The organism is Stenotrophomonas maltophilia, from assembly GCF_006974125.1.
GTDB lineage: Bacteria > Pseudomonadota > Gammaproteobacteria > Xanthomonadales > Xanthomonadaceae > Stenotrophomonas > Stenotrophomonas maltophilia_O.
In genome coordinates this window covers 418,431-444,699 of record NZ_CP037858.1, presented here as the reverse complement: position 1 = coordinate 444,699, position 26,269 = coordinate 418,431, and the positions used below count along the sequence as shown (strand labels likewise).

The 26,269-nt window shown below is 68.2% G+C and carries 14 protein-coding genes; 10 read left to right on the top strand and 4 right to left on the bottom strand.

Annotation, left to right across the window (positions count from 1 at the left end):
• Nucleotides 1–6 precede the first annotated feature (6 nt).
• The 8 genes from gspK (at nt 7) to EZ304_RS01975 (ending at nt 21,710) form a co-directional block, all read left to right on the top strand.
• A complete protein-coding gene (gene gspK, locus EZ304_RS02010) occupies nt 7–912 on the top strand; it encodes a type II secretion system minor pseudopilin GspK (protein ID WP_099553478.1) in 906 nt (301 codons plus the stop codon).
• The gene (gene gspL, locus EZ304_RS02005) at nt 909–2,072 is read left to right on the top strand and encodes a type II secretion system protein GspL (RefSeq protein WP_099553480.1); all 1,164 of its coding nucleotides are present in this window, start codon (nt 909–911) and stop codon (nt 2,070–2,072) included. Before gspK ends, gspL begins: the two co-directional genes overlap by 4 nt.
• On the top strand, nt 2,069–2,596 hold the full coding sequence (gene gspM, locus EZ304_RS02000) for a type II secretion system protein GspM (RefSeq protein ID WP_099553482.1): 528 nt from the start codon (nt 2,069–2,071) through the stop codon (nt 2,594–2,596). The genes gspL and gspM overlap by 4 nt, the downstream gene beginning before the upstream one ends.
• On the top strand, nt 2,593–4,974 hold the full coding sequence (gene gspD / locus EZ304_RS01995) for a type II secretion system secretin GspD (RefSeq protein ID WP_142806115.1): 2,382 nt from the start codon (nt 2,593–2,595) through the stop codon (nt 4,972–4,974). Before gspM ends, gspD begins: the two co-directional genes overlap by 4 nt.
• On the top strand, nt 4,971–6,404 hold the full coding sequence (gene gspE / locus EZ304_RS01990) for a type II secretion system ATPase GspE (protein ID WP_099553486.1): 1,434 nt from the start codon (nt 4,971–4,973) through the stop codon (nt 6,402–6,404). The genes gspD and gspE overlap by 4 nt, the downstream gene beginning before the upstream one ends.
• 7 nt (nt 6,405–6,411) lie before the next feature.
• Nucleotides 6,412–7,611 carry a type II secretion system inner membrane protein GspF gene (gspF, locus tag EZ304_RS01985; protein WP_099553488.1) on the top strand — a complete coding sequence of 400 codons (1,200 nt, stop codon included), beginning with the start codon at nt 6,412–6,414 and terminating at the stop codon, nt 7,609–7,611.
• A 271-nt stretch (nt 7,612–7,882) separates the two neighbouring features.
• Nucleotides 7,883–9,115, top strand: coding sequence for a substrate-binding domain-containing protein (locus EZ304_RS01980; RefSeq protein WP_099553491.1), 1,233 nt, complete (start codon nt 7,883–7,885; stop codon nt 9,113–9,115).
• 202 nt (nt 9,116–9,317) lie between these two features.
• A complete protein-coding gene (locus EZ304_RS01975) occupies nt 9,318–21,710 on the top strand; it encodes a filamentous haemagglutinin family protein (protein ID WP_142806114.1) in 12,393 nt (4,130 codons plus the stop codon).
• A 310-nt stretch (nt 21,711–22,020) separates the two neighbouring features.
• Here the strand turns inward: EZ304_RS01975 and EZ304_RS01970 are convergent, their stop codons facing one another.
• The 3 genes from EZ304_RS01970 to gspH are packed head-to-tail and all read right to left on the bottom strand — an operon-like array spanning nt 22,021 to nt 23,437.
• Nucleotides 22,021–22,635, bottom strand: coding sequence for a prepilin-type N-terminal cleavage/methylation domain-containing protein (locus tag EZ304_RS01970; protein WP_142808059.1), 615 nt, complete (start codon nt 22,633–22,635; stop codon nt 22,021–22,023).
• Nucleotides 22,632–22,994: a type II secretion system minor pseudopilin GspI gene (gspI, locus tag EZ304_RS01965; protein ID WP_142806113.1), complete on the bottom strand. Its 363-nt coding sequence runs from the start codon at nt 22,992–22,994 to the stop codon at nt 22,632–22,634. Before gspI ends, EZ304_RS01970 begins: the two co-directional genes overlap by 4 nt.
• Complete coding sequence (gspH, locus tag EZ304_RS01960; RefSeq protein WP_134529343.1) at nt 22,991–23,437, bottom strand: type II secretion system minor pseudopilin GspH; 447 nt, start codon at nt 23,435–23,437, stop codon at nt 22,991–22,993. Before gspH ends, gspI begins: the two co-directional genes overlap by 4 nt.
• Before the next feature lie 115 nt (nt 23,438–23,552).
• Between gspH and EZ304_RS01955 the strand changes: the two genes are divergently transcribed.
• Nucleotides 23,553–24,002, top strand: coding sequence for a general secretion pathway protein (locus EZ304_RS01955; protein ID WP_142806112.1), 450 nt, complete (start codon nt 23,553–23,555; stop codon nt 24,000–24,002).
• 100 nt (nt 24,003–24,102) lie between these two features.
• On the opposite strand, the gene EZ304_RS01950 is transcribed toward EZ304_RS01955, so the two are convergent.
• Nucleotides 24,103–24,438: a hypothetical protein gene (locus EZ304_RS01950; protein WP_099553499.1), complete on the bottom strand. Its 336-nt coding sequence runs from the start codon at nt 24,436–24,438 to the stop codon at nt 24,103–24,105.
• A gap of 201 nt (nt 24,439–24,639) precedes the next feature.
• Between EZ304_RS01950 and EZ304_RS01945 the strand changes: the two genes are divergently transcribed.
• Nucleotides 24,640–26,256, top strand: a complete 1,617-nt coding sequence (locus tag EZ304_RS01945) for a ShlB/FhaC/HecB family hemolysin secretion/activation protein (protein ID WP_142806111.1) — start codon at nt 24,640–24,642, stop codon at nt 26,254–26,256.
• The last annotated feature ends 13 nt before the right edge of the window (nt 26,257–26,269 follow it).

Here is a 26,269-nt window from a genome sequence, read left to right as displayed (position 1 = left end):
AGGCCGATGTCAGCCCGGATGCGTTCTGTTTCGAGTGTCCGTCAACGTGGCATGGCGGTAATCGTTGCCCTGCTGGTGGTGGCGCTGGTGGCGGTGATTGCCACGGCACTGCTGACCCGGCAGTCGGCCCAGCTGCGTGCGCTGCGTGGCGACCAGCTGCGCGCACAGGTGCGCATGGCCGTGGACGCAACGCTGGAGCGTGCAGCGCAGCAGCTGCGAGAGGATGTGCGCGAGCAGTTGACCACGGTGCGTGGCGGGCGCTGGGCGCGTCCTTTGCAGCTGCAGGCACCGTTACCGGTGCAGCTGCAGCTGGTCGATGCCCAGTCAATGTTCAACCTGCGCAATCTGCTGGCCCATGGTCAGGTGGACCCGGAGGCGCGACGCGCCTTCGTTGCGTTGTGCACCGGGCAGGGATTGGGGCAGGGTGCCTGTGCCTCCGCGGCGGACCATATCCAGGCACGCCTGCGCGATGGCGACATCCAGGCGCAGGCGCCGCTGCCGCGTGACGCCATGATCGAGCAGGCCCTTCCCGGCGCCGATCCGGTGGCACTGCAGGCGCTGGCACGGCGGACCGTGGTGCTGCCGGCGCAGACCCTGGTCAATGCCAATACCAGTGACATCAGCGTGCTGCAGGCCGTCGTACCCAGTGTAGAACCGGCGCGCCTGCGGGCGCTGCTCGGTGAACGTGACGGCGGCCAATGGCTGCTGAACCGCGGCGACATCGCCCATCGACTCCAACTGAGCGACGCACAGATGGCCGTAGTGCCGCTTGGCATCCATAGCGAATGGTTCCTCGCCCTCGGCCAGGTGCAGGCCGATGGCAGTACGGTCGACTTCCGCGCGCTGATCTGGCGCGAGTACCGCGACGACAGCGTGCGTGTGCAGCGCGTATGGACGAGGATCGGTGCATGAGCGTGCAGCTGAGGGTGCGCCTGCCGCCACTGGAATACCTGCGCGCCGACAGCGAGGTCGAGTGGGCGCTGCTGCACAAGGGGGGCATGCAGGCCCACGGCCGCGAAGCGTTGGCTGTGCTGGGGCGCCGCCATCCACAGGCCGGGGTGCTGGCCTGCCTCGATCCCCAGGATCTGATCCTGCTGGAACTGCAGCTGCCGCCGCTGTCCGGGCGCCGCCTGCAGTCGGCGCTGCAGGGTGAGGTGGAGGCGATGCTGCTGGATGACCTGCAGGAGGTGGCGCTGGCCCACGGTGCGCAGGCGGCAGACGGCACGGTTCCGGTGGCCTGGCTCGGCCAGCAGGCGATAGTGCAGGCGCAGCAGCTGCTGGCTTCGTGTGCCCTGCGGCTGCAGGCACTGTATCCGACGCCGCTGCTGCTGCCTTGGCAGGACGGCCATGCCACGCTGCAGGTCAGCGGCGAGCACCTGCTGGTACGCAGCGGGCGCGATCGGGCTTTCGTTCAATGGTATGGCGGACGTGACGCCTGTGCGGTGATGCAGGCGCTGGCCGTGCGCCTGCAACAGGCCGGCGTGCAGGCCGTGCAGTGGATCGATAGTGTGCCGCAGACGTGGCCGGACAGCCTGCCGGCCACCGCCGTCACGCATGAACAGCAGGCCTGTGGCCCCTTGCCAGGCTGGTCATTGCCGCTGCCCGGCGCAGGCCGGCAAGCACCGCGACTGGCGATCGGCCTGGCACTGGCAGCAGTGCTGCTGGCTGCACTCGGCCTGCAGCTGCAGGTCTCGCGTTGGCGGATCGAGGGTGAAGCGCTGCAGCAGGACATGGCACGGCAGTTCAGCGCGCGCTTCCCGGAGATCACCGATGTGGTGGACCCGGTGTTGCAGGCGAGGCGAGCACTTGCAGTGCCACCGCCGGCGCCGCCATTGCCGGTGCTGCAGCGTCAGGTTGCCAGCACGCTGCAGGCGGTCCCGGAGCTGGCAGGGCAGGTGCGCAGCCTGCATTACCAACCCGGGCAGCTGGACATGGAGCTGGATGCCGATGCCCAGGCATTGGCCGACGATCCGCAGCGGCTTGAGCACTGGCAGCAGGCGGTGCAGGCACAGGGCCTGCAACTGGCGCGCGAAGCTGGTGGACACCTGCGGGTGAGCGGAGCTGGACAGTGACGACCCGCACCCTACGGCTGGGCGAGGGGCTGGCGGGCCTGCAGCTGCGCTGGCAACGCCTGCCACCGCGCGACCGGCTGATGCTGTGGGTGATGGTGGTGGCGCTGCTGGTGGCGGGTCTGTGGTCGTTGTGGCTGGAGCCCCTGCTGAAGCAGCGTACGCACTGGCAGGCCGAGCTACCCCGGCTGCAGGCGCAGTCCCGCCTACTGGCACCGCTGCTGCGCGCCCGCGAGCGCCAGCAGCAGGCGCAGGGCCAGCACCCGACACTGGCCGGGCTGCGCGATGGCATCAGGACCGCCGGCCTTGCCGACGGCCTGCATATCGAAGCGCGCGACGGGCGCTGGCACCTGCAGGTGCAGGCGGTGCCCGCCGACGCGCTATGGAACTGGCTGCTGCCGCTGCTGGCCGACCCGGCCATCGAACTGAAGCAGCTGCAACTGACACGCACAGGGGATGCGAACATGCCGGCGGCACGGATTTCCGGAAACATCGTGATGGCGCTCAACGTGGGTGCCCATCCATGAGGGCGATGCGCAGCCTTGCCTGCAGTACCGCACTGGCCCTGATCGTGTGCATGGCCCACGCACCGGCGCCGGTACTGGCGCAGGACACCCGCGACGAGCCGGTGCAGTTGAACCTGGTGGATACCGATATCGGCGGCGTGCTGCGCATGGCCGCGCGCTTCACCGGGCGCCAGTTCCTGGTCGACCCACGGGTGACCGGCAAGATGACGGTGGTTTCCGATGGCCCGGTCAGTCGTACCCAGGCCTACCAGTTGCTGCTCGGTGCACTGCGCATGCGTGGCTTCGCGGTGGTCGAGAACGGCGGCGTCAGCCGGGTGGTGCCGCAGGCCGATGCCAAGCTGTTGGGAGGGCGCGTCGGCACCGGTGGTGCCGGCGGTGAGGTGGCCACGCGCACCTTCGCGCTGCGCTACGAGAACGCGGCCGCGCTGGTGGCGGTGCTGCGACCGATGATCAGCCCCGACAATCCGATCACCGCCAATCCGGGCAACAACACCCTGGTGATCACCGACTACGCCGACAACCTGGAGCGCATCGCGCGGGTGATCGCCAGCGTGGATACACCGGCCGGCATGGACACCGACGTGGTGAAGCTGCAGCAGGGCATTGCCGTTGACGTCGCGGCGATGGTCGCGCCGCTGCTGGATGCGCAGGGCACCGAGCCCACCCAGAAGGTGGTGGTGATGGCTGACCCGCGCAGCAACAGCGTGCTGCTGCGGTCGAGCAGCCCCGGGCGCACCCGCCTGGCGCGGCAGCTGGTGGAGAAGCTGGACCGTGCCCAGGATGAATCCGGCAACCTGCATGTGGTCTACCTGCGCAATGCCCAGGCCAACCAGCTGGCCGGTGTGCTGCGAGGCGTGGTGGCCGGGCAGAGCGATGCACCGGCAATGGGCAGCAACGAAGGCATCACACCACTGCCCGGCGACGCCAACCGTTCCACCCCCGCGCAGCCGTCGCAGCCGCAGCAGGCCAAGACCGGAGGCAATGCGCTGGAATCACAGCGTCTGGACCCGAGCCGCCGTGACCCGATCGATGCGGGAAGCACCGGCTTCAGCCAGAACGGCATTTCGGTACAGGCGGACGTGGCCACCAACACGCTGCTGATCTCGGCGCCGGAGCCGGTGTACCGCAACCTGCGGCGTGTGATCGACCAGCTCGACCAGCGCCGTGCGCAGGTGCTGGTCGAGAGCCTGATCGTGGAGGTCAACCAGACCGACGCGGCCGAGCTGGGCGTGCAATGGATGCTGGGCAATGGCCGTACCTTTGGCGGCACCCACTTCGGTGGCGCCACCGGCGGCAGCGGGCTGAGCACCACCGCGCGCACCACCCTGGACGTGCTGCCCAAGGACGGCCTGAAGATCGGTGTGATCGACGGCACCATCAACCTGCCCGGTGTCGGTCAGATCCTCAACATGAAAGCGCTGGCCAACGCGCTGCAGAGCAAGGGCGGCGCGAACATCCTGTCCACGCCGAACCTGATGACGCTGGACAACGAGGCGGCCAGCATCATGGTCGGCCAGACCGTACCGTTCGTCAGCGGCCGCTACGTGACCGACGGTGGCGGTGGCAGCAACAATCCGTTCCAGACCATCGTGCGCGAGGACGTGGGCCTGAAGCTGCGGGTGCGCCCGCAGATTTCCGAAGGTGGCACGGTGAAACTGGACATCTACCAGGAAGTCAGCAGCATCGACGCGCAGAGTGCCAACAGTGCCGCCGGCATCATCACCAACAAGCGTGCGCTGGATACCAGCGTGCTGCTGGACGATGGCCAGATCATGGTCCTGGGTGGCCTGCTGGAGGACAACGTCAGCCACGGCCGTGATGCGGTGCCGGGGCTGGGAAAGATCCCGGTGCTGGGGGCGCTGTTCCGCAGTGATACGCGCAAGCGTTCCAAGACCAACCTGATGGTATTCCTGCGCCCGCACGTGGTGCGCGATCCCGCCGCCGGCCAGCGCCTGACCCGCGACCGCTATGACTACATGCGCAACGCGCAGGCCGGCGCGCAGCCCGTACAGAGCTGGGCCTTGCCGGCGTTGTCCGCACCGCAGCTGCCGCCGCAGGACCTGTCTGTGCTCGGCCAGGGCAATGCGCGCGATGGACAGGGCCAGCCGCTGCAGAACACCAGCCTGGCGGCGTTGTATCCGGCCGGTGAGGGCGATGCCCAGCTGGTGCAGTTCGCACAGGGACTGGACCCGGCGCGTGCCAGCCAGGGCGTGGCGCAGGTGCGGGCACTGGGCCTGCAGGCCTATGCCGAAGCGACGCCGGGCGAGAGTGGGCAGCGCCTGCGCGTGCGATTGCCGCGCGATCCGGCAACGCTGGACCCGGCACTGCAGCAGCTGCGCGGGCTGGGCTACACGCCGGAACTGGTGATCGGGCCGTGAGCACCGCCGCACCGCTGCCGTACGCCTGGGTGCGCAGCCATGGCGTGATGCTGTCCGAAGCGGGCGGCGAGCCCGTGTTGCTGGGCACCGCCGACACCGCGGCGTGGGCCGTGGCCGAGCTGCGCCGCCGGCATGGACCGCTGCCGTTCCAGGCACTGGATGCCGCGACCTGGCAGCAGCGGTTGGGTGAGCAGTACCGTGACGGCGGTGATGCCGCTGCCGTGGTCGGTGCCGCCGAAAGCGAGGTCGATCTGGACCGGCTGATGCAGGACATGCCGGAGGTCACCGATCTGCTGGATGCACAGGACGATGCACCGGTGATCCGCATGATCAATGCACTGCTGGCACAGGCTGCACGCGATGGCGCCAGCGACCTGCACATCGAACCGTTCGAGACCCATTCGGTGGTGCGCTACCGGGTGGACGGCACGCTGCGCGACATGGTGCAGCCACGGCGCGCACTACACGCCGCGCTGGTATCGCGCATCAAGATCATGGCGCACCTGGACATTGCCGAGAAGCGCCTGCCGCAGGACGGGCGCATCGCGATCCGCGTCGGCGGGAGGCCGCTGGATATCCGCGTCTCCACGGTGCCGACCGGGCATGGCGAGCGTGCTGTGCTGCGCCTGCTGGAAAAGGATGCCGGTCGCCTGCAGCTGCAGCGCCTGGGCATGGCCGATGACACACTGGCCACGTTCACCGGATTGATCCGGCAGCCGCACGGCATCGTGCTGGTCACCGGGCCGACCGGCAGCGGCAAGACCACGTCGCTGTACGCCGCACTGGGCCAGCTCGACAGCAGCACCAGCAACATCCTCACCGTGGAAGACCCGGTGGAGTACGACTTCGCCGGCATCGGCCAGATCCAGGTCAACGCGCGCATCGGCATGAGCTTTGGCACCGCGCTGCGCGCGATCCTGCGCCAGGATCCGGACACCATCATGATCGGCGAGATCCGCGACCTGGAAACCGCACAGATCGCCGTGCAGTCGTCGCTGACCGGGCATGGCGTGCTGGCGTCGCTGCATACCAACGATGCGATCTCGGCGGTGACCCGCCTGGCCGACATGGGCGTGGAGCCGTTCCTGCTGGCGTCCTCGTTGCGTGGTGTGCTGGCGCAGCGGCTGGTTCGGCGGCTGTGTACGCAGTGCCGGCGTGCCGAGGTGGATGGCGAGGGTCGCACCGTATGGCGCGCGGTGGGCTGCGCAGCCTGCGCCAACAGCGGCTACCGGGGGCGAACCGGCATCCATGAGCTGTTCGTGGTCGACGACCGGGTACGTGCGTTGATCCATGAAGGGCAGGGTGAGCCCGCGCTGCGCGAGGCCGCACGGCGCGCCGGCATGCGGACGTTGCGGCAGGATGGCCAGCGTTGGGTCGACAGCGGGGTGACCACGCTGGAAGAGATCCTGCGCGTCACCGGCGACGATTGAGGCCTGCATGGCACTGTTCGACTACCAGGCTGCCAACGCGCAGGGCCGCATCGAGAAGGGCCAATTGGATGCCGACAGCCCGCGCGGTGCGCGCCAGCTGCTGCGTGGTCGCGGGCTGACACCGGTGCAGGTGAGTGCGGCGCGCAGTGCGGGCAGTGGCTGGGGCGCCCGCAGGCTGTCTGCCAGCGAGCTGGCCTGGGCCACGCGTCAGCTGGCAAGCCTGCTGGCTGCCAGCCTGCCGTTGGAAGGCGCATTGAGCGCGGTGATCGAGCAGGCCGAGCGCCCGCACGTGGCCCAGGCACTCACCGCGGTACGCGCCGACGTTCGTGCCGGCCAGCGACTGACCGTGGCGCTGGCAGCGCGGCCACGCGATTTTCCACCGATCTATCGGGCGCTGGTGGGTGCAGGTGAAGACTCCGGCGACCTCGCACGGGTGATGGAGCGCCTGGCCGACTACATCGAAGAGCGCAATGCGCTGCAGGCCAAGGTACTGACCGCCTTCATCTACCCGGCGGCGATCAGCCTGGTGTCGGTGGCGATCGTGATCTTCCTGCTCAGCTACGTGGTGCCGCAGGTGGTGACCGCGTTCGTGCAGGCACGCCAGACGCTGCCGATGCTCACGCAGGTGATGCTGGCCGCCAGCGCGTTCGTGCGCAGCTGGGGCATGTGGATGGGGCTCGGTATCGCTGCGCTGGTGGTGGCCTGGCGGTTGGCCCTGCGCAAGCCCGAGCTGCGCCTGCGATGGGACGCGATGCTCCTGCGGGTGCCGATGGTCGGGCGATTCGTGCTGGGTGTGAACAGTGCGCGCTTCGCCTCGACACTGGCGATCCTGCTGGATGCCGGTGTGCCGCTGCTGCGTGCACTGGAGGCGGCGCGGCAGACCCTGGGCAATGCGCTGCTGGCGCGCTGTGCCGACGATGTGTCCGCGCGCGTGCGCGAAGGTGCCGCGCTTGGCTCTGCGCTGAAGGTGCAGAAGGTGTATCCGCCGATCCTGGTGCATCTGGTGGCCAGTGGCGAGAAGACCGGTTCGCTGGCACCGCTGCTGGATCGCGCCGCACAGACGATCTCGCGCGAGCTCGAGCGTCGCGCGATGGCACTGACTGCGTTGCTGGAGCCGACCATGATCCTGGTGATGGGCGGCGTAGTGCTGACGATCGTGCTGGCGGTGCTGATGCCGATCATGGAAATGAATCAGCTGGTGCAGTAGATCCACGCCATGCGTGGATGGATCAACCGACGCGCACCCTGGGCGGCGCATCCACGCATGGCGTGGATCTACTGAGACCTGGATTTCTCCACACAATCCTCCATACCTTTTTTCGATCTTCCACAGGTTTCTTAAGCGGCCTGTCATCGGCACGGACCAGCATGGACACGTCGCCGCAGAGTGGGCTGGGAGGCCCTCGGCGGCAGCAGGCGTGTAGTGACCGTTCCTCCCTTGGCGTTTCCCTTCGCAGTAAACCCTTCAGGAGAAGATCATGAACAAGTACAAGACCCTGGCCGCGCTGGTTGCCACCGCGCTGCTGGCCACCGCCGGTGCCGCTTCGGCGCAGACTGTCACCGGCGGCGGCGCTTCGCTGCCGGCCGACCTGTACAAGGGCAAGCCGGACAGCATCCTGCCGGCCAGCTTCAGCTACGCCGTGACCGGCTCGGGCACCGGCAAGAAGGCCTTCCTTGAAAACAACTCGGCGCTGTTCCAGGCGACTGGCACCGTGCATTTCGCCGGTAGCGACTCGGTGCTGAGCGGCACCGAACTGACCACCTACAACACCACCTACAACGTTGCTGGCGATGCCAACCGTTACGGCGCGCTGATCCAGGTGCCGTCGGTCGCGACCTCCGTCACCGTTCCGTTCAACAAGGCCGGTGGCGCCCTGAACCTGAACGTGACCCAGATCTGCGGCGTGTTCTCGGGCAAGATCACCAAGTGGGAAGACATTGCCGGGTCGGGCCGTAGCGGTGACCTCGTTGTCGTCTACCGCGACGAAAGCAGCGGCACCAGCGAACTGCTGACCCGCTTCCTGACCACCGCCTGCACCAAGGCCGACGTCGAAGGCACCACCCTGAAGCAGGTTGCCTGGGCAACGGGCGAAACCGCCGCTCCGAAGTTCGCGGTGCAGTCGACCTTCAAGAACCTGTTCGTCAACAACACCGCGCCGGCCAACTTCATCCCGGCCAGCGCCACCGGCGGCAGCGCGCTGTACAGCACCGTGCAGGCTGCCGTGGGCCGCATCGGCTACGTCAGCCCGGACGCCATCCCGGCTGCCGACAACACCGAAGCTGCTCGCCAGGCTGCCCTGAGCGATGCGACCAAGGTCGCCAAGGTGAAGGGCTATTCGCCGAACGAAGTGGACGTGCAGGCTACCCTGGAATCCGCAGCTCCGCCGTCCGGTGCCGACGCCAGCGACCCGGCCAAGTGGGTGCCGGTGTTCGGCAATCCGGCCAATGGCTACCCGATCGCCGGTTACACCAACCTGGTGTTCGGCCAGTGCTACAAGGCCACCGCGGTTGCCAACAGCCTGCGTGGTTTCCTGATGAACCACTACAACGCCGGCACCAACGGCACCAACGATGCCGCCGTCCGTGCCCACGGCTTCATCCCGCTGACCAAGACCTGGCGTGAAGCCATCCGTGCCCGCTTCGTGCTGGCCGGCAACGCTGCAGCGCTGAACAACCCGAGCACCTGCGCCAACATCGGTCGCCCGCTGTAATCGCGACCGCTTGCTGATATCTGTTTGACCCGACGCCGGCCCTTTGGGCCGGCGTCTTCGTTTCCCTGGTCAGTCGCCTGTGGGGACCGCAGATTCCTGTCGGCTTCACGTCACGTAGACCGTCTATCAAGGGCAGGGCACGCGTTGCACGTGCCTTCCGATTGCTGCCGCCGCCGCGGCCCACCCGATTGCCGAGGTCCCGATGTCGCACCCGCTCACGTCCGCTGTTCGTCCGGCCGCGCTGCTGCGCCGCAATCACCCGATGGCTTGGGCCATTGCGGTGGCGTTGGGCTCTGTCGTTGCTCCGGCCAGCCAGGCGCAGCAGGCATTCAGCCCGGCATGGTTCGCCGATCGCGGTGCGGCCCAGGGGGCAGCGGCACAGAGCGGGCGCATGCCCAATGGCGTGCCGATCCAGTTCCAGCTGCCGGCACAGCAGCAGGACGCGGCGCGGCAGAAGCTGCAGCAATCGATCGACAACCTCGGCACCGCAGCGCAGGCGATCGCCCTGCAGCAGCGCCTGCAGGAGCAGGCCCGGCAGGTGCGCCGCGACGGTGGCTTGGTGATCGCCGACGGCCTGGGCAAGGACGGCCTGAAGGCGGACGAGAACCCACTCACGCGCGGCTGGATCAACGCGCGTGAAGCCATCCAGTCGCAAGGGGCCGATGGCCGGGTCCAGGTCAGCATCGAGCAGACCGCGGACAAGGCGATCCTCAACTGGGAGACTTTCAACGTGGGCGGCAATACCACGCTGAACTTCCTGCAGAACCCCGACTGGGCGGTGCTGAACCGGGTCAATGATCCCAACGCCCGGCCCAGCCAGATCCTCGGCCAGCTCAAGGCCAGTGGCACGGTGTTCGTGGCCAACCGCAACGGCGTGGTGTTCGGCAACAACAGCCAGGTCAACGTGCGCAATCTGGTCGCGGCGGCAACACGCATCAGTGATGCGCAGTTCCGCGACAACGGCCTGTACAGCGCCGATGCCAGCACGGCCTCACTGACCGATGCCTTCGGCAAGGTGATGGTCGAGCAGGGCGCGCGCATCAGTACCCACGAGCCCACCACCGCCACCCGTGGCGGCGGCTACGTGCTGCTGGCTGGCCACAGCGTGGAGAACGCTGGCCAGATCGAGACCCGCAAGGGCCAGGCCCAGCTGGCGGCCGGTGACAGTTTCGTGATCCGGCGCGGCGTGGGCACCGCGCAGAACACCGCCTCCACTACCCGAGGCAACGAAGTCGCGCCGCGTTTCATTGCCGACAGCAGTGCCGGCAGCGTGCGCAACAGCGGCCTGATCCAGGCGCGCGAAGGCGATATCACCCTGGCCGGGCGCGCGGTCGAGCAGGCGGGCGTGGCGGTGGCCACGACCACCTTGAATCAGCGCGGCACCGTGCATCTGCTGAACTCGGCCTCCGATACGAAGGGCAGCGTCACCCTGGCGACGGGCTCCACGACCGCGGTGCTGATCGAGGACGATGGCAAGAGCACGGTGCTGGACAGCCAGCGCGACGCCGTGATCAAGGAATCGGCTGAACAGGACGCGCTGCGCGGCAGGAGCAACAGCGGTACCTTCGACAACCTGTCGCGGCTGCAGGACCGTCGGGACCAGTCGCGTATCGAGGTTGTCTCCGGTGGCGACGTGGATTTCCAGGCCGGCTCGCTGGCGGTGGCGACCGGCGGCCAGGTGATCGCGGACGCGGCGCGGCGCAGCTATGTCGGCGATGGCGCCCGCGTCGATGTCTCCGGCGCGGTGGGCGTGCAGGTGGCGATGGAAAGCAACAACGTCAAGGTGAAAGTGCAGGGCAACGAACTGCGCGATTCGCCGGACAACCGTGACAGCGGCAAGCTGATCAGCAGCGAGGTCTGGATCGATCGTCGCCTGCTGACCCACGTGGCCGCGGGAACGGGAGGCCATGAAGGCGAGCGCTGGTATGCCGGTGGCGGGCTGCTGGAGGTGGGTGGCTACCTCGACAACCAGGGCCATTCAATCGGCGAATGGGCGGCCCAGGGTGGCACCGTGCAGCTGGCAGGCAAGGACGTGGTCAGCCACGCTGGTTCGCGCATCAACCTGGCCGGCGGCAGCCTGGACGTGCAGTCCGGCGCCATCCAGCAGAGCTGGTTGCGCGGGCGCGACGGGCAGCTGTATCGCCTTGATGATGCGCCGGCGGAGATGCTCTACGACGGTCTGTACAAGGGCTTCGAGGTCAAGCAGGAACGCTGGGGTGTCACCGAGTCATTCCGCAACCCGCTCATTGCTCCCGACCAGCGCGTGGACAATGGCTACACGGTCGGCCGTGATGCGGGCCGGCTGCTGGTGTCGGCACCCACGGCCGTGCTGGACGGCCAGGTCGATACCCAGACCTTCCAGGGCGCGCAGCAGGTGCGTCGCCCCGATCAGGCGCTGGATGGCTACGCGCAGGCGCAGACTGCCGTGGCGCGCAACGCGCAGCTGTGGGTGGGACGCTATGACAGCACCGGCCGCACCGGCCGCACCGGCCTGTTCGACTCGCAGATCCGTGTGGGTACGCCAGCGGCGACCGCGACCGACTGGACACTGCAGGCGCCGATCGACGAGGCACGCCGCAACACGGTGTGGCTGGATGGTTCGCGCCTGAGCGCACAGCAATGGGGCCGGCTCGACCTGGCGACGTCGGCAACCGTGGATCTGCAGGGCATGCTGCAGTTGCAGGACGGCGGCCAGCTTGCCTTGCTCGGCAGCCAGGTGAACTTCGCTGGCGACGTGCGCATCGCCGGTGGCCAGGTGCGCGCAGGCAACCTGCTGGATGTGCTGGCAACGACGACGGCACTGTTGGTCCAAGGCCGCAGCGCGGTGCGGATCGGCGAAGGCGCACGTATCGACGTGGGCGGGGGCTGGAGCAATGCCCTCACCCAGCCCGGCGAAGGTGCGCGTCAGGCGTGGATCGACGGCGGCAGCGTAGAGCTTCAGAACAGCCACGACGTGGTGCTGGGTGACGGCGCCGCCATCCTGGCCGACGCCGGCGGCTTGATCGACGCCAAGGGCAAGGGGCAGATCGGCAAGGGCGGCAGTGCAAGCCTGACGGCCAGCAGCGCGAAGGTCAGCGCTGATGGCAGTGGCCGGGTCGTACTTGGCGAGGGTAGCCACTTCAGTGGCCGTGGCGGCAGTGGTCGTGGCAGTTTCAGTCTCGCCAGCGGCGGACGCGTGCAGATCGGCGAGGGTGGGGCGGATGATGCGGCGCTGAAGCTGCAGGCCTCGTTGTTCAGCAGTGGCTTCGGAAGCTACGACATCAATGGCCATCAGGGCCTGACCGTCGCCGATGGCACTCAGCTGGTGGTGGCGGCACCCGGGTTGCGCATGACCGATGCGGCGCGCCGGGCCGGCAGTGCCGCAGAGGCACTGGAGGCCTGGGATGCGCCGCTGTACACAGCCGACCCGATCAGCGGGCGGGTCAGCCAGCGCGCAGGTGCCAGTGTGACCCTGCGTTCGGGCCGCAATGCCGAGGGCGGTGATGTGCAGATCGGCAAAGGCGCGCTGGTCGCGGTCGATCCGGGCCAGTCCGTCGCGTTGCTGGGCAACAGCAGCATCGACGTGCGGGGTACCGTTCGTGCGCTGGGTGGACGCATCACCTTGAACGAGGCATTCACCCCGATCGGGTTGTACGCCGGCCAGCCGAATGGCCGCACCTGGCGGATTTCCGAGGGCGCCGAGCTGGACGTGCGCGGCACCTCCGTTGCGTTGGCGGACGCCAGCGGGCGGCTGCAGGGCAAGGTGCAGGGCGGCGGCCGCATCGAGATAGGTGGCCCGTTGGACTGGGAGGCCGCCAATGCCGTCGTGCGTGCGCCCGATGCGTTCGTGGTCGTGGAGCAGGGGGCACGCCTACTGGCCACCGGTACGTCGGCCACGCTGGATGTGGATGGACAAGGTCGCACGCAGGTCGACAGCGACGGTGGCAGCATCGCGCTGCGCTCGGCCAACGGCCTGTACCTGGAGGGAGTTCTGGATGCCAGGGCCGGAGGCCAAGGCGCACGCGGCGGCACTCTGGGCGTCGCCTTCGTCGGCGGTGTCTACGGCGAGAACGTCGACAAGGACAAGAAGGACGTGCTGGCCAGCCGCGCGATCCTGCTCAGTCAGCAGACGGCAGATCCCAGCCGGCAGGGCGGGCGCCTCGAGTACGGGCATGCGCCGCTGTCCGTGCAGCAGATCCAGGCCGGTGGTTTCGAACACCTGTCGCTGCTGGGTGATATCCGTGCCAGCGGCGATGTCGACCTGCGCATGGGGCAGAGCCTGCGCCTGCACGGCATCCAGGCCAACGCGCTGGGCCTGCTGCCTGATGCGGCGCAGGGCAGCCGCGTGTCACTGGCAGCACCGTATCTGCGCCTGGCGCAGGGCACCGGCCCACAGGTGAGTGCCGACAGATTGTCGTTGCCCGGGGTGGCGGCGATGGCCATCGGCCGAGGGCACGCGCTCTCCGTGCAGGCGGACCTGCTCGATATCCGTGACGTGAACTGGTTGGCCGGTTTCGATCAGGCCAGCCTGCACAGCAGCGGCGATATCCGCTTCCTGGCGCCCGGTGCCGTGCGCGCGCAGGAATCGTCGGTGCTGGTGCCGGGCTCGATGGATGTGCACGCGGCACGCCTGTATCCCACGCTGCGTGCCAACGGACGGCTGATGGCCGGCGCGTCGGCCACCGACCTTGGTACGCGCCTCTCTGGCTGGGTCAACCCGGATGCGGTGCTACGCATCAGCAACAGTGGCGGCGCCGCACTGCCACCGCCGGACTCGGCCTTCGGCAGCCTTGCCCTGCTGGGCGCAACAGTGCAACAGGGAGGCACCGTGCAGGCGCCCTGGGGCCAGATCCTGATCGGCGGCAGCCAGTCGGGCCGCAGCAGTGCCGGCCGGGTGGAGTTGCTGCCGGGCAGTGTGACCTCGATCAGCGGTGCGGGCCTGAGCCTGCCGTTTGGCGGCACGGTCGACGGTGTCACCTGGCGCTTCAGTGGCGCCGATTTCGACCTGTCGGGGCCCGGCGGCATCAGCAATCCGATTGGCGTCACGATCACCGCCAACGTGGTCGATGCTGCACCGGGCAGTGTGCTGGATGTTTCCGGCGGCGGTGAACTGAATGGTGGCGCCTTCGTTGCCGGCCGTGGTGGTTCGGTGGATGTGCTGCGTGCGGCGCTCGCCGATGCCAATCCACGCTATGGCTTCAGCCAATCGGGCAGCGCCGTGTACGCGATCATGCCGGGCCGGGCACAGGTACCGGCACCAGCGGGCATGGCCGATGGCACGGCCGACCCCCGCATCGGTCAACAGATCACGGTGCCGGCCGGCGTGCCGGGCCTTCCGGCCGGGACCTACACCCTGCTTCCGGCCAGCTATGCGCTGCAGTCAGGCGCGTTCCGGGTGGAAGTGGGCGCGACCGGCGCGACTGGCGTGGGCCAGCCGCTGTCGACGGGAACCGGTTCCTGGCGGCTGTCCGGGCATCAGGGCCAGGGCCTAGGGGGGAGTACCTCGCCACTGCTGACCGACATGGTGGTGACCCCGGCCGAGGTGGTACGGCGCCACTCGGGCTACAACGAAACCAGCTACAACGCCTTCGTACAGGGAACGGCGGAACGGCGCGGCGAGCCGATGCGTTGGCGTCCGCTGGACGCCGGCAATGTCAATCTTGTGCTGGGTGACGGCGCGGGACGCACCGGCACGGCGGCCGTCGCGTTCGCCGGGCTTGCACGGTTCAATCCCGGTAGCGCGCAGGGCCGCGACGGCATCCTGTCGGTCAACCTGACCACTGCGATAGGCAGGGACCTGGAAGTCATCGGAAAGGACGGCGCGGCAGCCACCGGCCCTGGCGCGACCATCACCGATGCAGCACTGAATGCGTTCCGTCCTGCCACGTTGCTGATCGGTGGCAGTTTCAGCCGCGCCGCTCTGGCGAGCAGCTCGATTACCGGCAATGCAAGGAGTGTGGTGCTGCGCTCGGGTGTGACGCTGGCCGCGCAGGAGGTGCTGGTTTCTGCTGCGTTCGGGGGCAGCGGCATCCTGCTGGAACAGGGCGCGTCGATCGACACTCTGTCCGCAGCGACGGTGTCGCGGGCGGGCGAAACGGTCGAGCCTTACTTCGCCCGAGGTGGTCTGCTGGCGGTCTCCAATCGGCGCCTGAACGTTGTTACCACGTCAGACTCTTCATCGGCAGGACCGGTTGCGATCGACCTGGGAGGTTGCCAGCAGGACTGCACCGGTCAGGCTCGTCTGGTGTCCGATGGCAGCATCACCATCGCCACCGATGGCGCGCTGAACATCCGCGACGGCGTGAGCTATGGCACGCGGCAACTCGGCCTGGGCATGTCTGCGCTGAACCTGGGCACGGCCGAGGCCATCGCTGCGGCAGCTGCGACGGGTGGCCTGCCGCAGGGCATGACCATGAACCAGCAGGTGCTGCAGCAGCTGCTGCGCGGCAATACGGCGATCGGCGCGCCGGCGATGGATACGCTCAGCCTGTCCGCCCGCGATTCCATCAATGTGTTCGGCAGCGTCGATCTGGATACGCGCGATGCGGTCACCGGGCGCAGCAGCCTGCGCAGCCTGGTGCTGGGTGCACCGGCCATTCATGGCTATGGCAGCGCGGATGACCGTGCGCGCATCTTCGCCGACACGCTGGTGTGGGACGGTACCCTGGCGGTCGACCAGGTGCCGGGCAGCAGCCAGGCACAGGGGCCGGGCGAGGCCATGGTGGGCCGCCTCGGCAGCGGCCAGCTGGACATGGTCACCCGCACGCTGACCCTGGGGCGCGCGCCGTTCACCCGCCCGAGTTCCGAAGTGGCTGCCGACCGCCAGGTACTTGGCTTTGCCGGGGTGAACCTGAGCGCCTCCGAGCGCATGGTGTTTTCCGCCAAGGGCAGCCTGGATGTCTACCAGTCGCAGGGTGGCTACGTCACCGGGCAGGGCTGGCAGTACAGCGGCGGTGCGCTGGATATCAACACGCCGTTGTTGACCGGCGATGCGGCGGCGCGGTTGGCTGTGCGCAGTGGCGCAACGCTGCGCGTGCAGGGCGCGGGTGCAACCCCGGGCAGCGATGCGCTGGGCGCGGAGCTGAGCCTGAAGGCCGACCGGATCGTACTGGACAGCCGCATTGCGCTGGCGTCCGGACGGCTGGACGCGGCGGCGCAGAACGGGCTGACGGTGGGCGCCAATGCGCTGCTGGACCTGGCCGGGCGCAAGGTCAGCCTGTTCGACGTGGACAAGTACAGCTGGGGTGGCGACGTACTGCTGTCTTCGGCCGCCGGTGACATCCACACCGACGCGGCCTCGCGCATCGACCTGTCTGCACGGGACAACCGTGGTGGTCGCCTGACAGTGACGGCGCTGGGCGAGCTGGGCGGCCGCGTCGACCTGGCCGGCAGCGTGCTGGGCAGCGCCAGTGGCCGATACGATGCGGGTGGCACGATGGTGCCGTTCGACGCTGGCGAGGCGGTCATCCGCGCGCGCCAGCTGCAGGATTTCACCGGCCTCAACATGCGCCTGACTGCAGGTGGCGTCACCGGTGGCCGTACCTTCCAGCTTGCCGAAGGCGATCTGCGGGTGGGCGATGAAGTGAAGGCGCGCAATGTCGACATCAGTGTCGATCGCGGCAGCCTGCGGGTGGATGGCCGTATAGACGCCAGTGGCGAACAGGTGGGCAGCATCCGTCTGTCCGCACGGGATGGGCTGCGGGTGGACGGAACGCTGGACGCACATGGCAGCGGCCTGCGCGTGGACAGCTACGGCAAGATCATCGACAGCCCGAACCGGGCGATGATCGAACTGACCTCCACGCAGGGTGAACTGGTGCTGGGCAACGCGGCAGGCATGGATCTGCGTGCGGGCAGCGGCGTAGCGCTGGGCAAGGCGGCCGGCCAGAACGATGGGCGTGCGCGCGGCACGATCAAGCTCAACGTGCCGCGGGTCGGAGGCGACGATGCGGCCATCAATGTGGCGGCCGGCGTGCGCATTGCCGGTGCGGGGGATATCCAGGTCAACGGCTTCCGCACTTACGACAACGCGCCGCAGACCAGCGCACCGGATGTCCATGGCTACCGTCCGCAGATGATCAACCAGCGCTGGCTGGATACCGTGGTCGATCCGGACAGCAGCGCGTGGTTCAACGCCGCATTCGCCAACACGGACCTGCAGCAGCGCATCGCCGCGCTGGGCGAGCATCACCTGCGCCCGGGCGTGCAGGTCGTCGCCCGCAAGGGCGCCGACAATCCACGCGGCGACCTGGTCGTGGCCGGTGACATCGACCTGTCTGGCTATCGCTATGGGCCGCAGTCCAACCGGAATGATCCGGCACGACGTGGCTTCGGCGAGTCTGCGGCGCTGGTGCTGCGTGCCGAGGGCGACATAAACGTCTACGGCAGCATCAATGACGGTTTCGCGCCGCCGCCTGCGAATCCGGACGAAAGTGGCTGGGTCCTGGTGCAGGGCCGCAGCCTCAACTCGGCGAACACGGCATTCGGCGGCGACCTGGTGGTGCCGGGCGAAGGTGTGCAGCTGCAGCCGGGCACCGAGTTCCAGCAGGGTGCCCGTCTCAACTATGACCTGCCGTTCCGCGCCATCAGCCTGCCGGCAGGCACGGTGCTGCCGGCAGCGATGGTGCTGTCCGGCGAACTGCTGCTGCCTGCAGGGACCGTGCTGGGTGCGGCAGTCATCCACGGCGGCCAGGTGATTGCGGCGGGTACGGTGCTGGCGCAACCGATCACCCTGGGGACCGGAGACCAGCTGGGTGCGGGCTTCCGCCTGCGCAGCGAGGCGCCGATGGCGGCGCAGCTCTGGCCGGCCAACGTTCCGCTGCCGGCAAGACTGACCCTCGCCACTGCCCTGAACCTGCGCGCCGGGTCGCTCATTCCCACGATGACCAAGGTGGTGCTGGCCGGGGGGGAGCCGGTCAAACTGCGGCCGGCGGACGCCGCGGGCAACCAGGGGCGCAACTGGGCATTGGCATCGATGCTGCCGGAGGGCACCACCTCATGGGACCTGACCGCAGTGGCAGGTGCCGACGCTGACGCGGCCGATCCACGCACGCGGCGCTGGGGTGGTGAGGGCAGCATCGTGCTGGCCGACAGCCACTACGCCACGATCGGTACGGCTACCACGACGACCGAATGGAAGGGCGACCGCGTAGTCTCGGTGGACGGGTCGATGGATTGGGCTGGCGATGACAGCCTGGTGGGCAAGCCGGCCAAGGAGGTGGCCGAATTCTTCGGCATGAGCGAGGACGATTTCTGCGCCGCTGGTCCCTACTGTGGTCCCGCGCCGCGTCTGGTCGACAAGCAGGGGTCGATGGACTTCTGGGGTGACGAGACCTATGTGGGGACGTCGGCCAAGGATTTCGCCGAGATGATGGGCATGACCGAGGAGGCGTTCTGCGCCACCGTCGGCTACTGTTATGGCGGCGGCACGCTGACCGAAGTGACCACCTATGGCAAGCGCCTGGGCACACCGGCCTGGAGTGTTCTGCGTACCGGCAAGGGCGATCTGGAACTGCTGGCCGCGCGGGACGTACACATGCGCTCTGCGTTCGGCGTCTACACCGCCGGTGCGCCCACCGCGCTCGGCGACGGCAAGGACGCGGCGTTCAACCCGGGCCGCTCGGCGGCGCCCGGCAGTGCCTCGTTGCTGGGCCCGAATCTGGTCCCCGGCGCCTATGATGCCGCGCTGGCGAACTACCAGGCCTGGTATCCCGATCATGGTGGCAACCTTCGCATCGAAGCGGGCCGCGACATCATCGGCGACGTGTGGAGTGCGCGCGCGGAATCGGGAACGCCGGACCGCGACCCGGCCGACCATGCCAGTGCCGCAGTCGGCAACTGGTTGTGGCGGCAGGGTACGTCCGCTGCGGCCGGCGTACAGCCGACGGCAACCAGCTGGTGGATCAATTTCGGCACCTACAGCGCGGTGCAGGGGGGGCCGAACAAGTCGCCACGCATGGTTGGCTTCACCGGCTTCGGCACGCTGGGTGGTGGCAACCTGGCGATCGAGGCGGGGCGCGATGCCGGTGTGCGTGATCCGATGGGCAATGCCCTGGGCTTCTTCGCGGCGCCACATTCCAGTGCGGTGGTGGCGGCGGTCGGCTCTACGGGGCGGGTCAGTGACGGCGAGTTGCACCTCACTGGTGGTGGCGACCTGAGCGTGCGCACAGGAGGGGCATTGAATCCGGGCCTGCGTGCCAGCAGCTTGCAGCCGAGCGACTACCAGCAGGACCTGGATCTGAACGGTGCGCTGGTCAACCTGCGTGGCAGTGCCCGGGTGGATGCGGCGCGCATCGGCGGACTCACTGCCACCCTGAACAGCTATTCCTCGCTGGAACCGTACAAGGTCAGCTCCGCGGTTGCGATGGGTGGGCCGGTGGTCCTGCTGGGCGATGCCACCGCGCAGTTGCAGGCGCGTGGTGATCTGGTGCTGGGCGGGGCGGCCGATCCGGGTCGTGTACCGGTGGCCAATTACACCGATATGCTGCTGGACAATGGGCGACATGCGTCCGGTACCAGCTGGTTCTCGCTGTGGACGGCCAATACTGCTCTGGACCTGTTCTCGGCAGGGGGAGGCCTGGCGCCTTCGCTGGCCGGGACGATGCACTTCACCGGAAGCAACCTGAGGGCGGAACAGGTCAGGGTGACCGGTGCCATGGACCGGCTGAACTACTGGCTGTATCCGTCCCGCTTCAGCGCCGTCGCGGCCAGTGGTGACATTTCGCTGCCGCGGCTGGAAGGCGTTCAGGAGACCGACAGGACCACCCAGGACGTGCTGCTGCTGGCCCCCTCGGCCAGTGGCCGCCTCGACATTCTGGCTGGCGGGTCGATCTTCTCCACCAAGCATGGCCTGCAGGTCACCCGATCGGGTGCCGACGTGCGCCTGCCGGGCCCCTTCGATCCGGCGTTCATCGCAATGGATGCGTCGGGTGCGACGGTGCGGAGCAACGTGTCGGTCGATGCGACCGGTGCTTCGGTGCAGGCATCACTGCCCCTGTTCGCCTTCGGGCCCAACACGCCGCTGGCGGGTAGCCTGGTGTGGCAGCCGACGGCAATCAGCCGCTTCTATGCGGCTGCAGGGGACATCAGCTCCCTGACGGTGGGCAGCCAGCGCACGTTGGACCTTTCTTCGGCGGGTGCTGGGCGCTCGGTGGTCAACTGGTACGAAGCCGGCGCGCCGGTGCAGCTGCGCGCCGGTCGCGATGTGCTCGAATCGGACGTCACATCGCTCAATACCACCGGCACCGACATCAGCATGATCAGCGCTGGCCGCGATATCGTCCGCAGCAGCATGACCGTGGCCGGCCCGGGCAACGCCGAGGTCAGTGCGGGCCGCCAGTTGCGGCAGGAAGAGGCCGGCAGCATCGTCAGCCTGGGCGGCATCGTGCAGGGTGACACCCGCCCGGGCGCGAGCATCGCGTTGACCGCCGGCAACCAGCACATCGACTTCGATGCAGTGCGGACGCGCTACCTGGATCCGGCCAACCAGGCCGACCCGGAGCAGTCGCTGGCCTCGCAGCCGGGCAAGGCGGTGAAGATCTACGATAGGGAACTCAAGCAGTGGCTCCAGCAGCGCTTCGGCAGGACTGCCGACGGTGCAGAGGCGTTGGCCCTGTTCGACGCGCTGCCGAAGGAACAGCAACGCATCTTCCTGCGCCAGGTCTACTACGCCGAGCTGCGCGAAGGTGGCCGCGAGTACACCGATGCGCAGGGCCCGCGATTCGGTTCGTACCTGCGCGGGCGTGAAGCCATCGCCACGCTGATGCCGGACAAGGACGCCAGTGGGGCGACCATTGACCGTACCGGCGATATCCTGATGTACGGCGGTTCCGGCGTACGCACCGAGGCCGGCGGCAACATCGAACTGATGGCACCGGGTGGACGGATCGTTGTAGGCGTTCAGGGCGTGGTGCCACCGGCCAGCGCCGGCCTGGTCACCCAGGGGCAGGGCGACGTCCGCTTGTTCAGCCAGGACAGCGTGCTGCTGGGCTTGTCGCGGGTGATGACCACCTTTGGTGGTGACATCCTGGCGTGGTCGGAGCAGGGCGACATCAATGCTGGCCGCGGTTCGCGCACCAGCCTGCTGTACACGCCGCCGCGCCGCCTGTACGACACCTGGGGCAATGTGATCCTTTCGCCGCAGGCACCGGCCAGCGGTGCGGGTATCGCGACATTGAACCCGATCGCCGAGGTGCCGCCGGGCGACGTCGATCTGGTTGCTCCGCTGGGTACCATCGATGCCGGCGAGGCTGGCATCCGGGTGTCGGGCAACATCAATCTGGCCGCGCTGCAGGTGCTCAATGCCGCGAACATCCAGGTGCAGGGCGAAAGCAAGGGCCTGCCGGTGCTGGCCACCGTCAATGTCAACGCACTGGCATCGGCCAGTGCGGCGGCCAACAGTGCCAGCCAGGCCGCCCAGGACGTGATGCGCAAGAGCCAGGACGACGCACGGCGCAACCAGCCCTCGGTGATCAGCGTGCAGATCCTCGGCTTCGGCAGTGGCACCAGCAGCATCGCGCCACCGGCGCGTGGCGACACCGCCAACAGCGGCTACGACGCCAACAGTGCCTTCCAGTTCCCGCAGGCGAGCCGCGACGAGGGCAAGCAGCGCCGGTAGGCCTCTTGCAGCCGTGCCGAGCAACGGTCGGCACCCACCGTAGATCCACGCCATGCGTGGATGCGATCGGGCGGGAAGAACGAACAGCATCGGGCCAGCCGCCACGGAACGGTGGCGGCCCCAGCCAGGACGGCACGGAGGGCAGGGAGCGGCCATCAGCGGTGAGGATCACCGACACGGCGCCGCCGGGTGCAGGAGGGCGCCCGGCGGCAGGAGGGGGCGCCGGGTCATGCCAACGCGCCCCGGCAGGTGCCGACCCTGGTCGGCAGTAGATCCACGCCATGCGTGGATGTGGTGCCACGAACGATGCCTAAAGCTCCAGCACCCGCCGGTAACTCAAGGGCCCGCGCCCATCGCGCAACCCCAGCCGCAGCTCAAGTCCGGTGGCCGGCAGCACGTCGTCGTCGCTGGGCAACACCGCCCACCCGGCACCCGGCTGCCACGCCCGCACGTCGAACCGCTGCACATCGCGCGCAACCGCAATTCCCTTCGACAGATCCGGCGCCGGCAGCGGATACCGGTCCGTGGCCGCACCACTGGCCCGCCACAGCGTATTGCCTTGCCGCCACCAGCGAACCCGTTGCCAGCGCAGGCCATCACTGCCCACGCTGCGGGTGATCTCCAGCGCGAAGCTTCCATCCGTATGCCGTTCGCTCACCAGTGAAGGGGGGAGCAGGCGCTGAGGCTGGTCCGCGGGGCGTACTGCGCCATTCATCAGCGCATCGTCTGCGCGCATTTCGATATCGCGCTGGAACTGCTGCAGCACGCGCAGCGCCGTCGTGGTCTCGGCATCTGCCCGGCGCAGGCGCTGGTCGCTGCTGGCCACGCTGTCGAGCGCCCGCCAGCAGATCAGTGCCAGTACGCCCATGATGGTGATCGCAATCATCACCTCGATGAGGGTGAAGCCTCTCGCTGCGCGTCTCATCGCGTCGCTGTCCACGGCAGCTGCATTCGCGCGAGTGACTGCCGCGGCGCGTCCTCGGCAACCACGCTCAGTTCCAGCTGTGGCTGCCCGTCGTTGCCTGTGCCCAGATGCTGAAGCACCAGGAAGCTGCTGCGCCCCTGCACGCAGCGCTGCCGCGCATCCTGCGGTGCCTGTCCGCTCAGGCGCAGTTCCTGCCATCGGTCCTGCGCACACATCAATGCCAGGCGGCGATCCCGCAGCCGCGACTGATCGTCGGTCGCCACCGCCACCGAGCGCATCACCGCCGCCAGTGCAATCGACACGATCGCCAGCGCGATGAGCACTTCGATCAGGGTGAACCCGCGTGCCGCCTGCTTCATTGCACGACCTGCAACTGTCCGCTGCCATCATCACGAAGACGCAGTTTGCGGCCATCCAGCGACAATCCAAGCTCCCAGGCGATACCGATCCACTCCGGGCTCAGCTCGATGGGGTTGGCGGGCTGCACCGCGATGCCCGTTGCCTGCCACTTCTGCGGACGTAGCAGATCATCGCGTTCAACGGCCACCCAGCGGTTGCCCTCGCGGCGGCTGAAACGATAGCCGTTGGCGTCGGCCTGCCAACGCAGGGTGCGACCATCGATGCGCGCCTCATCGCGCGCCACCTGCAGGCGCTGCGCCAACCGCTCGGCTTCCTGTCGCAGCTGCCGGCTCGGGTCGAGCAGGCTGCCCAGGCCCAGCCCGATCCCGGCCGTGCAGATGCCGATGATCACCAGCACCACCATCAGTTCCAGCAGGGTGAAACCACGCGGTACGCGCTGCATCGACGTTGCCTCCTGTCCGGGTCGATACCTGCCAGCGTAGGCCGGCATGATGAAACAAAAGCGTCAGCCACAGCTGCTAGCGTAGGCGGACACGAACGTGGCGGTGGTGCGGAACATGGATGGCAGGCGCTGGGATCGCAATCGAATGTTGACCCTGCTGGCGGCGACGCTGCTGCTGGCCGTGGTGACCTACTGGGGTGTCACCCTGTCTGCGGTGGCGCCAGCGGCCGCGGCCAGCGAGGCGAAAGCCGAGGCGCCGGTACGGCCGATGTTCGATGCAGTGGCCAGCCTGCCGCTGGTACGGCTGCTGTCCCCCGGGGCGGTGCAGACCGAGGTGGTGGTGCTCGGTGTGATGGCCGGTGAACACGCGCCGCTGGCGTTGCTGTCGGTAGACGGCCGGCCCGCGGAGGCGTATGCGCCAGGCCAACGCCTCGGACCATGCACTGTGCTGGCCAGCATCAGTGCCAGTGCGGTGGAACTGAACCAGGCCGGGCAATCGCGCAGCCTGCCGGTGCCCGAGCTGCCACCGGTGCCGACCGATGGCATCGTGCCGGCTGCCCCGTAGAGCCGCGCCGACGCTCGGCTGCATCTGGAAGAACAGTCGAGCATGACTCGACGCTATGGAATCCTGCCGAGCGCGGGCTCGGCTCTACGGTCGCGCAGGCTCATCGCGCCGGTCGCTGCGGTACCACCGAACGACCAAAGGCATCGCCCATGCGCTGTCGCGTGCCTTCCAGGTTGTACTGCATCAGCTGGTTGCCCGGTTGCCGCATCAGCCGTTCGGCCTCCGGCAATGCCGGTGACTTCGCCGCTTTCGATGCCGGCGCCAACTTGCGCTGCAGGCAGTCCCAGGCCGGAATGCGCTCGCCATTGACCTGTACTTCGATGCAGGGCGCGGCGTCCTCCTGTTTCTTCGCCTCGTCGGCACGAACCGGGAACAACGCCAGTAGTGGCGCAAGCGCGAGGGCGGCGCGCAGGCCCGCCCGCAAGGATTCACGCATCTTGAATCTCCCGCAGCAATCGACGTTCTGCAATGAAGACGTGTGGCGAAGGCAGGGTCCGCCTGCTGGCGTTGCGGCGCTGTCAAAAGATGACAGTGCTGTCACAAAACTGTTGGCGGCTTTGACGCGACGTACACGTCCTGTTGGTAGACCCACGCGCCGCTCCCTGGCCATTCCCTTCGATACGACGCGATGCCTTCGATGACTCCTGTTCCGTGCCGAGCCGTCTGCCTTCCGCTGCGCCTGCATCCGCTGGTGCTGGCCCTGGTGGCGCTGCCGCTGCCGCTGTTCGCGCAGGAGGCGGCGCCTGCGCCCAGCGTGAACATCAATGAATACATCGTGCGCGGCAACACCGTGCTCGATCCGCGCCAGATCGAACGCGCGGTGGAGCCCTTCCTGGGCCCGGGCAAGACCCTGGCCGACGTCGAGAAGGCACGCGATGCTGTCAATGCGCTGTACCAGCAGGCCGGCTACCAGTCGGTCTACGTCGAGCTGCCCGAGCAGCAGGTCAGTGGTGGCGTGGTGCTGCTGAAGGTGCAGCAGACGCCGATCGGACAGCTGCGGGTCGTGGGCACGAAGCACGAATCGCCCGAACGCATCCGCGAACGCGTACCGGCACTTGCCGAGGGCAAGGTGCCGGACTTCGACCAGGCGCAGAAGGAACTGACCGCGCTGAATGAGGGCGGACGACGCCAGGTCATGCCGCTGGTGCGGGAGGGTCAGGTGCCGGGCACCATGGATGTGGACCTGCAGGTCGAAGAGAAGTCGCCGTGGCGTGCCAGCGCGTCACTCAACAACGACCACAGCGCCGACACCGAGAAGCTGCGCCTGAGTGCATCGCTGGCCTACGACAACCTGTGGAAGCGCGGGCACAGCGCCAACATCGGCGTGTACCTGGCGCCCGAAGATACAAAGCAGGCCAAGGTGTTCTCGGCCTCGTACACGATGCCGTTCGAAGGCACGCCGTGGAGCCTGGAAGCCTCCGGCTACAAGTCCGACAGCCGAGTGCTGAACGCGGGCGGGCAGGGCGGCGCCGGCGGCGGCACCAACGTGATCGGCAACGGCCATTCGATCGGCGTCAAGCTGAATTATCGCGTGGCCGGCAGCAGCCAATGGTGGCGCCAGTTCAGCCTCGGTGTGGATTTCAAGGACACCGAGGAGGACACCTGGATGGGCAAGGACAACCTGAAGACGCCGCTGAAGTACGCGCCGATCACGCTTGCCTTCGTCGGTGTGCGCCAGGGTGAGCAGGATCAGTTGAGCATCAACACCCAGCTGGTGGCCGGTACCCGCCGCCTGTTCGGTTACGGCAGCAACGCGACCGCCTTCGGCCAGAAGCGCTTCTGGGCCGATCCGAGCTTCGTGGCGTTCAAGGCCGACGTGGCCAACACCCACACCTTTGGCAATGACTGGCAGTGGTATGCGCGTGGCTCGCTGCAGCTGACCGATGCGCCGCTGGTGTCGGCCGAGCAGTTCGCCGCCGGTGGCATGTATACCGTGCGCGGCTATCTGTCGGCCGAAGCGATCGGCGACTACGGCGGCCTGGCCAGCCTGGAATGGCGCACCCCGGCATGGTCGCTGTGGAGCGGCACCGACCTGCGTGTCTACAGCTTTGCCGACGCAGCCTACCTGCGCCTGCGTCAGCCGCTGCCCGAGCAGCGTGACAAGTACAACCTGGCCTCGGTCGGCCTGGGCGCGCAGCTGCGCCTGGGCGAACACCTGCAACTGCGCCTGGACTACGCCTGGCCCTATGCCGATGGCCCGGTCACGCGCAAGGACGACCCGCGCCTGCACTTCAACATCAGCACCAGTTACTGACCCTTCCCTTGAA